Raw genomic sequence first — 15,971 nt, forward strand, 5'->3', positions numbered from 1 at the left:
TACTTGTATGATCAATAAGATTTCAACAGAAAATTTCCCATCGCATTTTAATCCTTCTATTTTACATCATGAACAATTTAATGCTTATAAAATAGGAAGAAGTAACTCAGACAATCCTTTCCTTTTAAGCAATGAAATGCATGAATTGTATGCTATTACATTAATTAGCGGTAATGAAGGTATTTTATCGGTATCAGGAAATGAAATTCCTGTCAAAGGAAATGTCCTTGTATTTATGAAACCTGATGTGCAATGGGAGTGGTATTCCGTATCAGAACTTCAAATGGGATATGTGTGTGCCTTTAATCATGAGTTTATTGACCTTTCTCTAAAAACTCAGCGATTGGCATCACAGCCTTTTTTTGACAGTGGTTCAACCAAGATTTTTACGATTTCTGATGAACAGACGTTTTACTTAAAAACTCTATTTGATAATATAATACGTGAAGCCCAATCGGATTATATGAAAAAATATGATATTCTAAGAAACTATATCCATATTATAATTCATGAGGCCTTAAAAGTCAATCCACAGATCCAAAGCTCTAAAATATCTAATTCTACAGAACGTATTTGTTCATTATTCAACGACTTATTGGATCAGCAATACAAAATTGATTTACCCAACCAGACAATATCCTTGAGATGTCCTCAAGATTATGCTGACCAACTAATGATCCATGTCAACCATCTTAATAAGACATTAAAAAAGGCTTTGGGTAAAAATACAACAGCATTAATAGCTGACAGGACGGCAAGAGAAGCAAAATCACTTTTACTGTCGACACATTGGGATATCAGTCAGATAGCCTACTGTTTAGGATTTGAACATCTTTCGAATTTCAATCGCTTCTTTAAAAAGCATTATAGTATACCTCCATGCGAAATGCGTTCGAGAAATTCGTATAGTCACAATTAAAGAAGGGTACTGCTTAAACAGTACCCTTACCTTTTACCCATCAGAAGTGCCCAAGGTTTAAATTATTTACTGAAACCGAAGAATAATTACAGCCTCTCAGACACATCTTTATGAGTGTGAAAATATAAAAGGATAAATATGCGTCCAATTCTTAATAATTGCGAAACCTCTGGTTTATGTATTCTCTACATTATTTACCATCTTAGTAAATATCTCTATATCACCGGTTAGTATTTTATGCACAGGGCATGACTCCGCAATTAAATAAAGTCTCTTAATCTGTTCATCGCTCAACACCCCCTGAAAGCTAATATCTCTTTTGAAAGTCGATCTTTTTGTAAGGGGATAATTTTCAAATTCAACTTCTACATCAATAGTTCCGACATCCCAGGCTTTTCTATCTATATACATTCTCAGAGTTGCTGCGGTACAGCTTGCCAGAGACGTGGCAAGAATTTCCAAAGGATTAAACCCTTTATTTTGTCCGCCCTTATCAAGAGGTTCATCAGTAATTATTTTATTCTCTCCAGCAGTTACTTCAGTATAATATTTTGTTTTTCCTAAACTCGCCTTTATTTTTACTGACATTATATTGTTGAATTGAGTTTATAACTTAAAGCCTTTGTAGGACACCGATCAATCTGTTTTTTAAGTTCTTCGGTAGAAGCATTTTCTATCTTAACCCAAGGTCTGTCACTAGGGTTATAAACTTTGGGAAGCATTTTTACACAAATCGCAGCGTGAATACATTTTTCAGACTGCCAGATAATTGTGATATCCTCATTTGAATATTCATGTGTTTTCATATGATTTTTGATGTATTTAATGTCACTGAATTATTTTTTATCATTACAACTGAATAGAAAAATTTACCACTATAAAAGTAAATTCCTGCAAAAGCGATTCCTTGGCAATAACAAATAAGTCCAGAGTTTTTTCTACCACTCTGAACTTATTGTCTTATCAATGAATGGAATAGTTATTATTTTTGATAGTATGGGTAATCTGTATAACCTTCTTCTCCACCACCGTAGTAAGTTACGCGGTCCGGTGTATTCAATGGCCAGTTATTTTCAAACCTTTGTGTAAGATCGGGATTTGCAATGAATGGTTGCCCAAAAGCTACAAGGTCTACCGTATTTTCGCTTAAAAGATCTTTAGCAATTTGCTCGGTCATTCCTCCCGCTAGAATCAAAGTTCCTGTATATATACTTTTGAACTTGGCAAGAAAATCATGTGGCCAAGGATTTTGACCTTCATTATCTAAGTGGCTCATAAAATGAATATAGCTCACGTTACGATTTTCTATTTCTTTAGCGAGATAAAGATATGCTTCTTCAACTTCTTCGTAATGGCGCATATCATTGAGTCTGCTATAAGGACTTAGACGTACTCCTACTTTTTTTGATCCAATAGCATTTGAGATTCTCTCAATTAATGTCAAAAGAAAATGGCTTCTATTTTCTACACTTCCTCCAAACTCGTCTGTACGGATATTAACATTAGGATTCAGAAACTGCTCAATAAGGTATCCGTTTCCTGCATGAATTTCAATACCATCAAACCCAGCTTCAACTGCATTCTTAGCAGCATCTACATAAGCAGTGATGATTTCCTCAATATCTTCTAAAGTTAATGCTGTTGGCTCCGATGCTGGCATAAAAGTAGCAACTCCGTCTTCGTTGTAGGCATAAGCAAAAGTACTTTCAGCAACAACATTGGAGGAAGATATTGGTGATTTTCCATCAGGATGGTTAGTTGTATGAGCTACCCTACCTACATGCCATAACTGTGAATAAATAATAGATCCTTTATCATGAACCGCTTTTGTAACCAGCTTCCACCCCTCAACTTGCTCTCTTGTGTAAAGTCCAGGAACGTATAAAACTCCTCTGGCTGTTGGCGAAATGCTAATTCCTTCTGTTATAATTAAACCCGCTCCATTTTTACCGGCACGCTGGCTATAATATTTTGCATTAAGTTCATTGGGAATATGATTTTGATTTCTTGCTCTTGTCATAGGAGACATAACAACATGATTAAGTAAAGTGTGTTCTCCTAATTGGTATTGATCGAAAAGTGTCATTTTGTTAATGATTTTAATAATGATTGATTGAATAATTTTGGTTCTTCCCAAGGAATAGCGTGTCCACTGTTCTCAAAAGTGATGAGTTCAGCATTTGAAAAACCTTTCTCCATAGTTTGTGCTAAAACCAATGGGGAGATTATGTCGTGTCTTCCATGGAAAATTGTAACGGGAATTTGTATTTGGGTCATTTCCTTACGAAGATCACTGTCTCTTAAGGCTATCATACTTTGTTCTGTTGCCTGAAATGAAGCCTCCATTCCAAGGCTGAAAAGCCAATGACGGTGTTCATCAGGCATTGATGATAAAGGCGACCATAGTGCACCAATGACTCCTTTAACTAATTCAGGGCGGTCTTCGTTGAGAAAGGCAATATTTTCATTGACTGACTCAACAGTAGGGCCATCAAAAGTAAAATCTTCCTTTTGAGTATAAACTGGTGCAGCCCCACTGATAAGCCAAAGTTGTTTTACAAGCCCCTCACCATAATGAGCAGTATAGTACATAGCTATAGCAGCCCCCATTGAATAACCGCCTATAACAAAATCAGTCAAGCTTAATTTTTTTACAATTTGGTGGATATCCTTTGAAAAGACTTCATAGCTATGCTCCCCATCAGGTTTTGAAGAAGAACCATAACCTCTCAAAGAAGGAGCGATCACTCGGTAACCATTTTCAAAAAGAAACTGTGCTTGAGACTCGAACATCTCATTATTCAAAGGCCACCCATGTATCAGTATTACTACCGGTCCCTCCCCTATATCCATTACTTCAAGCTGCACATTGGAATCTACCTCAATGCTACTTGTAAAGTCTTCCGGATTAAATTTATTTGTATTCATATTGATGATTAATTCGAATACAAAATTCCGAAATACTAAGACTAAAAATTTATCCTATTCAATCAGTTGTTTATCCAAAAAGTTAACTGACCTGTATTCTTTAGGAGAGATATTGAAATGTTTTTTAAAAAAACGGTTGAAATTTGCCACATGCTCAAATCCTAAACAGTAGGCTATCTCACTGATATCCCAGTTTGTAGACAATAGTAAAGATCTAGCTTCAATTGCTGCCCTATTAGCAATTAAAGAAGTTGTATTTTGACCGGATGTTTCTTTTAAAATTTTATTAAGATGATTGACATGAACCATAAGTTGCTTCGCATAATCATTTGCTGTCTTTAAAGCAATTTGCTGATAAGGAAAATCAATTCGGTATTGCTGATTCATCAGTTCATTAAAGAGTAATGTCAAACGTTCTGATGAATTAGATAATTTAAAAAATGATTTTGGAGGAGCCATTTTCAGCGCTTCATGTAATATAATCTGAACATAGCTTCTTAACAGATCATATTTGTGTGAATACTCACTGTTGGTTTCATGAAGCATGTTTTCAAAAATACTTGTAAGATAACAAGTCTGTTCCTCTGTTAATTGGAAGATCTGATTAGAACCCACCTCAAAAAGAGGATTATGAACCAATGTTTTATTGGTCAACAAGCCATTTATAAATTCATCTGTAAAAAGACAGAAATATCCTGTTTGCTCCTCAGAAATGGGTTCCCAGGAATAAGGAATCATTGGATTCATAAATGTTAAGACGTTTCCTTTTATATGAATGCCTGTGCTTGCCGTGGACAGAATCCCCTCGCCCCTAATAATCAACGTTATTTTGTAAAAATCACGTCTGTTATTCTTAAGAAATGTTGTATGACAAGCAAATTCTTCTCTTCGATAAACATTGAATTGTTCTTTTTGAAAGTCTGGAATCCCATGTTGATCGAAAAAATTTTCTATTGAAACTTTATTTTTCATTGATAAAAATACGGTTTAAGTATGCTTGTATAATACACACTTAAATTACAAAATTTTGACAATTCTACCTAGGCTATTTCATTTTTTTTATATAGTCAAGAATCTTCTTTTTCTGATCTCCTGAAATCATATTTTTGCCCATATTTTCTGTATACCATAAACCCTCTACAATTAGAAAAATGACCGTTTCTCTAATATTCTCCGAGTTTTTATCTTTAGGAGAAATCTGCTGGTTGTACCATTCCATCCATTTTTCACGGTATTTATTATTAGCCATAATACCTTGAAGAACAATTTTCATATTTTTCTGGTACTTTTCATCATCACCTTTCTCCAGAACGAAATGAAGATAGCCTAAAGCTCCTTCTGTATCTCCATTTTCTTGTTTATAATTTTCCACCCATTTAGAAATTTCTGAAAGGTTCTGATTCATAACCTCATCCAGTAGTTCTTCTTTGTTTCGAAAATGATGTATTATTCCACCTTTACTTAAACCCGTTCTATCAGCAATTGCCTGAAAGGTAACATGATGCCAGTCTGTTTCTGCACCAATTTCTGTAGCTGTATCAATAATAAGCTGCTTATTTACTTCAGGATCTTTTTTTCTGCCATATGAATTTTCCATATTCCTAAAACTTCATTATTAACAAACACTTATGAATTGCAACTTAATATCGTGCTTTTTCAATAAAATAGATGTTTTGTATTTATACTTGATAATGCGGCAAGCGCCATAATAATTAATTTTTCTTTCTAATGCATCGTAGAAGAAAAATGTATTTACGTTGTAATTCAATACATTAAAAATATATTCAAATAAGAAAAATGTATTCAATTTTGATTTGCAATAATATGACTTTTATAGTATCAAAATAGATTCTTAAACAAAATTTAACAAACCGAACGTTTGGTTTGTTTGAAAAAAATAATTTAAATTTGCAAAAAAATAAGAAGTTCAAATGCTGGTAACAGATGTTCTTTTGAAAAATAGCTCGAATTGTAGATGACTAGATAATGATTCTGACAGCATTACCGTAATAATTATATAACCAATTAATTCACCTTCTCAATGCCACAATTTGCAATCATGGTTCCCTTCTGGTTTGTTCTTTTTTAAAGACAATGCATAAACATTTTACCGAAAAGAGAAAAAGCATATACAATTATTTGTATTATCCTGATCTCTTATACTCTAACATTATATAAAAGATTATGCAAAATATTTTTAAATTATCAGTATTAAATACAACAAAAAATCAATCGAAACCAAATAAAAGTGTAGCACTTTTGTTTTATCCTACTTTTTTGGCATCTGTAATTTGCCTCCAGAGCTGTAACGGTGGTAATTACAATTCACAAGGTTGGAATGCAGGCCCTGCAGAAGTTCCAATCGCTACAGCTCAGAAGGGCTATGCATCTGTTTCCAAAGAATATGCAGCCAGTATTGAAGGCGTTCAAAATGTAGAAATTCAATCACAGGTAACAGGATATTTAAGTAAGATTTTCATGGACGAAGGGGATTATGTATCGGCTGGACAACCTCTTTTTAAAATTGAAGACAAGCCTTATTTGGAACAACTTCACAGTGCACAGGCTGCACTTACCACTGCACATGCTAATTTGGCTAATGCTAAAATAGAACTTGACAGGAAAAAAGAACTTGTAAAGAATAAAGTTGTTTCTGATCTGCAGGTACAGCAAGCCGAAACAACTTATAATGCAATGAAAGGTGCTGTTTCACAAGCCGTATCACAGGTACAGGCTGCCAGGATTAATTTGGATTTCTGCATTATTAAAGCACCTGTAAGTGGTTATCTAAGCCGTTTTAATTACCGCTTGGGAAGCTATATTTCTCCTGCAAATGCAACTCCCATAGCGCTGTTATCTGATATACATCAAGTCAATGCCTATTTCAGCATGAGTGAAAATGATTTTGCAAATTTCCAGGAGCAATATGGTAATGAAGTAAAAAATGCACCGGCAGTAACACTTATTACTTCAAATAAAAAACAATATGAACTTCCCGGAAAAATTGATGCTGTTGAAGGACAATTCAATAAAGGAACAGGAGCAATAAACCTCCGTGCTAAATTTGACAATCCAAAATCGCAGCTTAGGAGTGGGAATACTGGGAAAATAACAATTGTGCAAAACTATACAGATGTTATGCTCATTCCGATCGCTTCAACAACAATGATGCAAGACAAGGTATTTGTTTTCTCGGTTGATAAAAATAACAAAGCAATCCAGCTTCCTATAGAAATTTCAGGAAAGTCTGATGATAAATTTATTGTTTCAAAAGGGTTAAAACCCGGTGACCGATATATTGTTAGTGGCTTTGACAGATTGCAGTCAGGAAGTGATGTTGTTGAACAAAAGGCGAATAAAAAACAAGCAAAACAATCACAAAATAATTGGTAAAACAGAAGAAAATTATGTTGAATTTTATTATAAAAAGGCCAATCTTAGCCACTGTTATATCGGTTATCCTGGTGATATTGGGAATTGTCGGAATATTAAATTTACCGCTAACTAAATTCCCGGACATTGCTCCACCTACAGTAACTGTTAATGCAGTATATCCAGGTGCCAATTCTGAAACAATAGCTCGTTCAGTTGCCCCGCCGCTTGAGAATGCCATCAACGGTGTAGAGAATATGGACTATATTTCTTCAGTGGCCAGTAACGACGGGACACTTGCTATAACTGTCATTTTTAAATTGGGGACTGATCCTGATCAAGCTGCAATTAATGTTCAGAACCGCGTTGCACAGGTTACCAATCAGCTTCCTGCCGAGGTTTTACAAGCAGGAATTACCACCTTAAAGAGGCAGAACAGTATGATTGCTATGATTACTCTTTCGAGCGAAGATAATTCAATGGATGATCTTTTTTTAGAAAACTATGCCAAGATAAATGTCCTGCCTGAATTGAAACGTATCAAGGGAGTTGGTGATGCTATAGCTTATGGAAATAAAGATTATTCAATGCGTGTATGGCTTGATCCTGTAAAATTAAATGCCTATAATCTAACTCCTTATGATGTCTCCAAAGCTATTCAATCACAAAACATTGAAGCTGCACCAGGTCGTTTTGGTGAGAGAACAGACGAAGCTAAGGAATATGTTATGCGCTACAGGGGCAAGTTTACAGAACCTTCGCAATATGAAAACATTGTCGTAAAAAGTGAATCTGACGGCTCTCTTCTTCGCCTGAAAGATGTTGCAAAAATAGAGTTCGGATCATACAGCTATGGTATTACCAGTAAATCCAATGGAAAACCGGCTGTAACCATGGCTATATTTCAGATGGCGGGTTCCAATGCCAATGAAGTACAAATTGCTTTACAGCAGAGAATGAAAGAACTATCAAAATCATTCCCCGCAAAAATGAAATACAATGTTCCCTATACAACAAAAGAATCTTTAGACCAATCCATCAGTCAGGTGATACAAACCCTTATAGAAGCTTTTATATTAGTATTTATTGTTGTTTTTATTTTTCTTCAGGATTTACGCTCGACACTGATACCAGCCATAGCGGTTCCAGTTTCAATAGTAGGAACATTTTTCTTCATGTATTTGTTTGGATTTTCAATCAATATACTTACTCTTTTTGCACTCATCCTAGCAATAGGTATCGTTGTTGATGATGCGATTGTTGTTGTAGAGGCAGTCCACGCTAAAATGGAACAGAAAAGAATTAATGCTCAACTTGCAACAATCTCTGCGATGAGCGAGATCTCGGGAGCGATTATAGCGATTACTCTTGTCATGTCAGCTGTATTTATTCCTGTTGCTTTTATGAAAGGTTCAACCGGACTTTTTTATAAACAATTTGCATTAACACTAGCCATTGCCATTATTATTTCTGCAATCAATGCCCTGACTTTAAGTCCGGCCTTATGTGCCATGTTTTTAAAGGAATTAAAACATAATGATGGAAGTCCAATGAAGTTTAAAGATCGTTTCTTTACTGTTTTCAACGCCTCATTCAACAGACTAACTTTTCGTTATGGAAAATCTGTTTCATTCTTAATAAGAAAAAAATGGATTGCTTTTGCTACAATAGGATTATTCGGAGGCTTATTTATTTGGTTTGCTTTTACAACTCCAAAAGGATTTATTCCCGACGAAGATCAAAGTTTTATTATTGTGAAAGTAGATTTGACTCCCGGCGCATCAAAACACAGAACTGGCGAAGTCATTAAAGATGTTGAAAAAACTTTAATGAATTATCCCGCTATAGAAAAAGTAATGTCTGTTGAAGGACTTAATTTATTCAGCGGTGCCATGTCTTCTTCTTCTGGAACCCTCTTTGTAAAACTAAAAAGAAAACGTGATCGAGGTGATGTGCAGGACATAAATGACATTATAGGACAGCTCACCTGGACATTATCTCAGGATAAACGCGCTAACTTTTTGGTTATTAATACGCCAACTGTAGAAGGCTTTGGCAATACCAGCGGTATTGAACTGGTTTTACAGGACAGAAATAATGGAGAATTACAGCAATTAGGTAATGTTTCATATGGGATGATTGGTACATTAATGAAGCGACCGGAAATTGCCGTTGCTTATAGTACTTTTGATGTTTCTTTTCCTCAATATGAAGTTTTGGTTGATGAAGCTAAATCAGCACAAATGGGCGTAAATGTCTCAGATGTAATGAGCGTAATTCAGGGATATTATGGAAGTATTGAGGTTTCAAACTTTAATCGTTTTGGGAAATATTATCGGGTATTGGTACAAGCTATTCCTGAATCCCGAAGAGAAAAAGAGTCCTTAAATGGAGTTTTTGTTAAAAACAAGAATAATGAAATGGTTCCTGTAAATTCATTGGTTGAACTAAAATCAATTACTGGGCCTGAAGTGGTTGACAGGTTTAATCTTTTCACAGCTTCTAACATTACTGTTATTCCAAAACAGGGATACAGCACGGGACAGGCAATGAATGCAATTAAAGAGGTAAGCCAGCAAGTTTTACCTCCAGGATATACCTATGATTATAAAGGAATGAGTCATGAAGAGAACTCTTCCAGCACACAATCGGTCTTAATATTTATATTGTGTATTGTTTTCGTCTATTTCCTATTGACAGCTCAATACGAAAGCTATATTCTTCCATTGTCAGTTCTACTAGCTATTCCCGCAGGACTTTCAGGAGTTTTTGTAGGGATTAGTTTTGCACATATTGCAAATAATATCTACGTTCAGATTGCTCTGGTGATGTTAATCGGACTACTTGCTAAAAACGGAATTCTTATTGTTCAGTTTGCTCTGCAGCGCAGACATTCCGGGAAAAGCTTGGTACAATCGGCCGTGGAAGGTGCTAAAGCGCGTTTACGACCGATATTGATGACCTCCTTTGCTTTTGTTACAGGGTTAATTCCTTTAGTATTTGTAGTAGGTCCATCTGCACTGGGAAATCATTCAATTGGTTATGCAGCTATTTTCGGAATGCTTTTCGGAACTGTATTGGGTATTTTAGCAACCCCTGTTCTATTTGTAGTGTTCCAACATTTACATGAAAAAATAAGCGGTTATAAAATAGCTGATGTCGAAAGATAATTTTAAAATAAAAAAATGACTTCAATCAAACATACTATAAAAAGTACATTAATATTGGTTTCAGCGGGTATTATAATTTCTTGTACAGCTGAAAAATATAGAAAGCCTGAACTTTCTCTTCCACAGAAATTCAGAAATGATGAAAGTGGAGAAATAAAAACTAGTTTAGGAGAAACGCACTATAAAGAGTTTTTTAAAGACCCTGTCTTAATCAGTCTTTTAGATAAGGCAATGAAAAAAAACTATGATGTTCAGGTTGCTTTAAAACAAATTGAATTTGCCTCGTTGGCCTATAATCAGTCAAAATGGGGAAACGTCCCAAAAATTAACGCTACTATTGCCGGCGCTACTATAACCCGTCCTTCTGATAACAGTATGAATGGAATGATGGCCGGACAATTCATGGGTAAACGGTATATGGGAGATTATATGACTTCTGCAAGTTTCTCTTGGGAAGCAGATATATGGGGGAAGATTAAAGGAGCTAAAGATCAGTCCCTTGCTGAATATCTTCAAACACAGGAGGCATCAAAAGCTGTAAAAATAAGATTGGTTTCAGATATCGCTGATGGTTACTATAATCTATTGATGTTAGATAAACAGTTAGAAATCACAAAATCTAATTTATCAGTTGCAGACAGCACTCTTGTTATATTAAAAAAACAGTATGAATTGGGATTAACAACTTCCCTTGCCATTGAACAACAGGAAATCAACAGAAACCAAATATTGAAAAGTATTTCTCCATTGGAGAGTTCTATTAATATTCAAGAAAATGCGTTAAGTATTCTCTCTGGAGAAATGCCATCTAAAATCGATCGCAGCCAAAGTATTGATCAAATACTTTATCCGGAAGTTCTGCCTGATGTTGGAGTTCCTTCCGAGCTATTATCTTACAGACCTGATGTAAAAAATAGCGAACTCGAACTTAGGAAAAGTTATACAGCAATACATTTAGCCACGGTTAACATGTATCCCTCTTTGAATATTACCGGGCAAGGTGGTCTAAATTCTTTTAAAATTAGTGATTGGTTTAATATTCCAGGTTCTTTATTTGGAATTATCGGAGGGAGCATTGCTGCCCCTCTATTAAACGGCAAAGAGCTAAAAACCAAATATGAGCAATCTAAAATTAAAATGGATCAGTCTGAGCTTAACTTTAAGCAAACTGTTTTAAAAGCTGTTGGTGAAGTGTCTGATGCTCTTGCTGAGCTAAATAAACTAGAAGAACAGCAAAAGATCGCCGAACACTTGGTTTTGCAGGCAAAATCCAATGTAAATAACTCTTTGATGCTTTACAAATATAATGAGGCAACTTATCTTGATGTCTTGCTCTCACAAACCAACAAACTACAAATAGAGTTAGATCTGGTGTTTATTAGAAACCAGAGGCTACATGCTATTACTTCATTATACCGATCGCTTGGCGGGGGATGGCAATAATATCATAACTCAAACTTAAGCCTGCCGGTTGTCACATATCTGTGACAACCGGTTTTTATAAAGCTCATATGATAATTACAACAACCTTACATAATATATCTAATATTCATTTATATAATGAATTAAAACTAATTAATGGAAAATATAGTCACTCATTCAGGTAAAACATTTCTTAGTGTCAACTATAGTGGTAAAACCTTAAGAAACAGAGAATTTATAAAATGTAACTTTAACAACTGTGATTTCAGTAATAGCGATCTTCGTGGAATCCTATTTAATCAGTGCACTTTTAATCAATGTAATTTTTCCATGGTTGAAATAGAAGCAGCTGGATTTCGGAACGTTGAATTTAAAGAAAGTAAAATACTAGGTGTAAATTTCACAAGATGCAGCAAATTTGCATTTTCTTTTACTTTTATTTCCTCAATATTAGATTACAGTAATTTCTTCGGCACTAAATTAAAAAAGACAACATTTAAAGATTGCAGCATAAAAGACGCCGTATTTACAGAGACTGATCTTACAGCTTCATCATTTTCAGGATGCGATTTATCCAATACAATCTTTTTTAATACCAACTTGGAAAAAGTTGATTTTACAACCGCATTAAATTACATCATTGATCTTGATCTTAACAGAATGAGAAAGGCTAAATTCAATGCTTTAAACTTAAGCGGATTGCTGTTAAAATATAATTTGGATATTGAATAATCAATCAACAACAATGGTTTAAATTTTTTAACCAGTTTTATAACAACTTCAATATTACATTAAATGACCATTCAAACATTATAATCACATTTATATATGGCTTTCCACACTACAAAACATATTGTTATCCTTGTACCACCTATGACATCTATTTTGGACGTAGCTGGACCTATGGAAGTGTTTTCTAAAACTTCTGATTATTTAGATGACCAAATACATAATGAATACCGATACTATACAATTCACTTAGTATCAATGAATGATTCTCTAATATTACCAACCACATCGGGCATGCCAATCATTTGCGAGGGAAATTTAACCAGCATAAACTACCCTATTGATAGTATATTGATTGCAGGTCGTGGAATTTATCAAAAAGGTGCGCCTGAAAACATATTAAATCTATTGCGAACGTACCATTCAAAGACGCCTAAAATTAGGATCGGTTCTATATGTGCTGGTGCATTTATACTTGCAGAAGCAGGTTTACTGGATGGAAAAATGGCAACAACACATTGGCAACTATGGGATAGTTTGGCACAAAAATATCCCAATGTAGAAGTCCAAAAAGATCCTATTTATGTGAAACAGGGAAATATTTATACTTCTGCCGGAATATCAACTGGTATTGATCTTTCTCTAGCATTGGTAGAAGAAGATCTTGGAAAAAAAATTTCTATTGAAATATCGAAAATTCTTGTACTTTATTTAAAGCGTCCAGGTGGTCAATCACAGATCAGCAATATTCTTCAAATACAAAAAACTGATTATAAACCTGTCGCGGAAACAATCATATGGATACAGGAAAACCTTAATAAAGATCTTTCGATCGAACGACTGGCGGACAGAACAGCTATGAGTTCTCGTAATTTTTCGCGAATGTTTTTTAGGGAAACGGGAGAAACACCTGCTAAATTTATAGAGAAAACTAGAGTTGAGGCTGCAAAAAGGCGTTTGGAGGAAACTTATTTAAGTTTAGAAGAAATTGCGAGAGAATGTGGCTTTGGTAATGTAAATGGTTTGAGGCGACTTTTTAATCGTCACCTTCAAACCACTCCAAGCGTTTATCGAAAAAATTTTAGCTAATATTATTATAGTTTTGCAAAGTACAATAATGTCCGAATCATTTGTGATACAAAAGACATCTCATTATCATACCATGCAACTGTTTTCACCAACTGCAGATCTCCAATACCAACAATTTTTGTCTGTGTGGCATCAAAGAGTGAACCATAGCTGCTACCTATAACATCACTAGACACAATTTCCTCATCAATAAATCCATACGATTCATTTGCATTCTTCTTCATCAGTTCATTGATTTCTTTTTCAGTGGTAATCTTAGACAATACAGTATATAACTCCACTACTGAACCGGAATGAACCGGCACACGTTGGGAAGAACCGTCAAGCCTTCCATTAAGTTCAGGAATTACCAAACCAATTGCTTTGGCTGCACCGGTTGTATAAGGTACAATACTATCTGGTGCAGATCTTGATCTACGAAAACCATTCTTTTTATCCGCGGTATCCATAAGTGGCTGAGAATTGGTATACGCATGAATTGTACTCATCTGACCAGATTTAATTCCTAGATTATCATGTAATACTTTAGCCATGGGGGCTAAGCAATTTGTAGTGCAGGAAGCGGCACTAATTAACAAATCCCCTTGGTCTAAAGATGTATGATTAACATTATAGACAATAGTTTTCACATCTTTGTCAGATGGCGCAGAAATCAGAACTTTCTTTGCTCCAGCCTTTAAATGAAGACCGGCCTTTTCTTTAGATTCAAAAATGCCTGTTGATTCTAATACAATATCTACATCAAGCTTTGCCCAAGGAAGATCCTCAGGGTTTTTCTCAGCGTATACACGTATTTCTGAATTATTGACCAATAAGGAGGTTTCAGTGCTGCTAATCTTTTGGTCAAAAGTTCCTTGAACAGAATCGTATTTTAATAAATACGCCAATAGCGACGGGGTACTGAGATCATTAACGGCAACTACTTCCACTCCTTCTTCCGCATATAATTTTCTAAATGCCATTCGCCCTATTCTTCCGAATCCATTAATTGCTACTCTTATCATAATTGTATATTTTGTACAATCAAAGTTAGTCTTAATAGACATCTATTATGAGACAAATTTCATTCATTTTAGGACAAAGAAGAACAGTAAAGAGCTTACAGTAAATGGAAGAATAAAATTAATTTAAATAGAAATGGCGACAATTTATGTCGCCATTTCTGTTCTAAATTCCTTGTTTATTGTAAAACAATCATATTGCCATTCTAGATAATACTTTTATTACCAAGCAACTGATTAACCATGGGAATTACCTTTGTCCCAATAAGTTCAATAGAATGGTAAACTTGTTTGTCTGTTAAACCTGGATTATCCATTTGAAAAGTGAATCTAGAGATTCCCCCTAAAGATTCACTATGTCTCACGATCTTTTCTGCAACTTCTTCAGGATCACCAATAACATACGCTCCAAATGTACCGGTTTGGGCTTCGAAATCTCTACGGTTAGGTGGTGACCATCCTCTTTCTTTTGCGAGATTACCAATCATCTTCTGGTACCCCGGAAAATACTCATCCCTTGCTCGCTGCTTGTTGTCTGCAACATATCCAAAAGAATGCAATCCAATCTTAAGCTGATCTTTTGAATAACCGGCTTTATCTCCGGCCTCGTAATACAAATCAATCATCCCTCTAAATCTGTGAGTTTCGCCGCCGATAACAGCCACCATTAAAGGTACTCCTAGTGATCCTGCTCTTATAAAAGATTGAGGGGTTCCTCCTGCTCCTATCCAAATAGGGAATTTTTCCTGCACCGGCCTTGGAAAAACCGGCTGGTTTACCAAGGCTGGTCTAAACTTTCCTTTCCAAGTAACAACTTCATTATCCCGTATTTTAAGCAATAAACCTATTTTTTCAGTAAATAGAGCATCATAATCACTGAGATCAAGTCCAAAAAGAGGATAAGCATCGATAAATGATCCACGCCCGGCTACAATTTCTGCCCTACCTTTAGAGATAATATCTAACGTTGCATATTCTTGAAATACACGTACAGGATCAGCTGCACTCAAAACAGTAACCGCACTGGTTAATTTTATCTTTTTTGTGAGTGCTGCTGCTGCAGATAAAATTACTGCAGGAGCTTCATCAAGGTATTCTTTACGATGATGTTCTCCCAAACCGAAAACATGAAGTCCATGTTGTTCGGCAAATACAATTCTGTTGATTAACGAATCCATTGCCGTCATATTTCCAGCTGTATTTAAAGGACCTTCGTATGCTCCTGTTGTTATAAAACTATCAATTCCTATTTCCATATTGTTATTTAATATACTTTTAAGTAAATTCGACTCTTTGATAAAATTTTATCATTCTAATAATCATTCAGAAAGATAAAATATT

At 35.0% G+C, this 15,971-nt stretch carries 14 protein-coding genes; 6 read left to right on the forward strand and 8 right to left on the reverse strand.

Going from position 1 to position 15,971, the window contains the following annotated elements:
* Positions 1-7: 7 nt before the first annotated feature.
* Entirely contained in the window at positions 8-919 is a 912-nt protein-coding gene (locus ACMA47_RS00150; protein WP_413928154.1) for a helix-turn-helix domain-containing protein, read from the forward strand.
* Between the two features lie 174 nt (positions 920-1,093).
* Here the strand turns inward: ACMA47_RS00150 and ACMA47_RS00155 are convergent, their stop codons facing one another.
* The 6 genes from ACMA47_RS00155 to ACMA47_RS00180 all read right to left on the reverse strand — a co-directional run bounded on the left by ACMA47_RS00155 (position 1,094) and on the right by ACMA47_RS00180 (position 5,444).
* A complete protein-coding gene (locus tag ACMA47_RS00155; protein ID WP_313001616.1) occupies positions 1,094-1,507 on the reverse strand; it encodes an OsmC family protein in 414 nt (137 codons plus the stop codon).
* Positions 1,507-1,725, reverse strand: coding sequence for a (4Fe-4S)-binding protein (locus ACMA47_RS00160; protein ID WP_413928155.1), 219 nt, complete (start codon positions 1,723-1,725; stop codon positions 1,507-1,509). The genes ACMA47_RS00155 and ACMA47_RS00160 overlap by 1 nt, the downstream gene beginning before the upstream one ends.
* Before the next feature lie 176 nt (positions 1,726-1,901).
* Positions 1,902-3,005 (reverse strand): alkene reductase, encoded by a 1,104-nt coding sequence (locus ACMA47_RS00165; protein WP_413928156.1) that lies wholly within the window; start codon positions 3,003-3,005, stop codon positions 1,902-1,904.
* Positions 3,002-3,847 (reverse strand): alpha/beta fold hydrolase, encoded by an 846-nt coding sequence (locus ACMA47_RS00170; RefSeq protein ID WP_413928157.1) that lies wholly within the window; start codon positions 3,845-3,847, stop codon positions 3,002-3,004. The genes ACMA47_RS00165 and ACMA47_RS00170 overlap by 4 nt, the downstream gene beginning before the upstream one ends.
* A gap of 54 nt (positions 3,848-3,901) precedes the next feature.
* Positions 3,902-4,819 (reverse strand): AraC family transcriptional regulator, encoded by a 918-nt coding sequence (locus ACMA47_RS00175; protein ID WP_413928158.1) that lies wholly within the window; start codon positions 4,817-4,819, stop codon positions 3,902-3,904.
* 73 nt (positions 4,820-4,892) lie between these two features.
* The gene (locus tag ACMA47_RS00180; protein ID WP_413928159.1) at positions 4,893-5,444 is read right to left on the reverse strand and encodes a TetR/AcrR family transcriptional regulator; all 552 of its coding nucleotides are present in this window, start codon (positions 5,442-5,444) and stop codon (positions 4,893-4,895) included.
* A gap of 587 nt (positions 5,445-6,031) precedes the next feature.
* Between ACMA47_RS00180 and ACMA47_RS00185 the strand changes: the two genes are divergently transcribed.
* The 5 genes from ACMA47_RS00185 (at position 6,032) to ACMA47_RS00205 (ending at position 13,629) form a co-directional block, all read left to right on the forward strand.
* The gene (locus ACMA47_RS00185; protein ID WP_413928160.1) at positions 6,032-7,240 is read left to right on the forward strand and encodes an efflux RND transporter periplasmic adaptor subunit; all 1,209 of its coding nucleotides are present in this window, start codon (positions 6,032-6,034) and stop codon (positions 7,238-7,240) included.
* A gap of 14 nt (positions 7,241-7,254) precedes the next feature.
* On the forward strand, positions 7,255-10,389 hold the full coding sequence (locus tag ACMA47_RS00190) for an efflux RND transporter permease subunit (RefSeq protein ID WP_413928161.1): 3,135 nt from the start codon (positions 7,255-7,257) through the stop codon (positions 10,387-10,389).
* A 15-nt stretch (positions 10,390-10,404) separates the two neighbouring features.
* Positions 10,405-11,832 carry a TolC family protein gene (locus ACMA47_RS00195; RefSeq protein ID WP_413928162.1) on the forward strand — a complete coding sequence of 476 codons (1,428 nt, stop codon included), beginning with the start codon at positions 10,405-10,407 and terminating at the stop codon, positions 11,830-11,832.
* A 135-nt stretch (positions 11,833-11,967) separates the two neighbouring features.
* On the forward strand, positions 11,968-12,543 hold the full coding sequence (locus ACMA47_RS00200; RefSeq protein WP_413928163.1) for a pentapeptide repeat-containing protein: 576 nt from the start codon (positions 11,968-11,970) through the stop codon (positions 12,541-12,543).
* Positions 12,544-12,639: 96 nt separating this feature from the next.
* Positions 12,640-13,629 carry a GlxA family transcriptional regulator gene (locus ACMA47_RS00205; RefSeq protein WP_413928164.1) on the forward strand — a complete coding sequence of 330 codons (990 nt, stop codon included), beginning with the start codon at positions 12,640-12,642 and terminating at the stop codon, positions 13,627-13,629.
* 5 nt (positions 13,630-13,634) lie between these two features.
* Here the strand turns inward: ACMA47_RS00205 and gap are convergent, their stop codons facing one another.
* Both gap and ACMA47_RS00215 read right to left on the reverse strand, forming a co-directional pair.
* Positions 13,635-14,636, reverse strand: coding sequence for a type I glyceraldehyde-3-phosphate dehydrogenase (gene gap / locus ACMA47_RS00210; protein WP_413928967.1), 1,002 nt, complete (start codon positions 14,634-14,636; stop codon positions 13,635-13,637).
* Positions 14,637-14,836: 200 nt separating this feature from the next.
* Positions 14,837-15,886 carry an LLM class flavin-dependent oxidoreductase gene (locus ACMA47_RS00215; protein WP_413928165.1) on the reverse strand — a complete coding sequence of 350 codons (1,050 nt, stop codon included), beginning with the start codon at positions 15,884-15,886 and terminating at the stop codon, positions 14,837-14,839.
* Positions 15,887-15,971: the final 85 nt, after the last annotated feature.

The sequence above is a fragment of the Chryseobacterium sp. T20 genome (genome assembly GCF_047345655.1).
Lineage (GTDB): Bacteria > Bacteroidota > Bacteroidia > Flavobacteriales > Weeksellaceae > Chryseobacterium.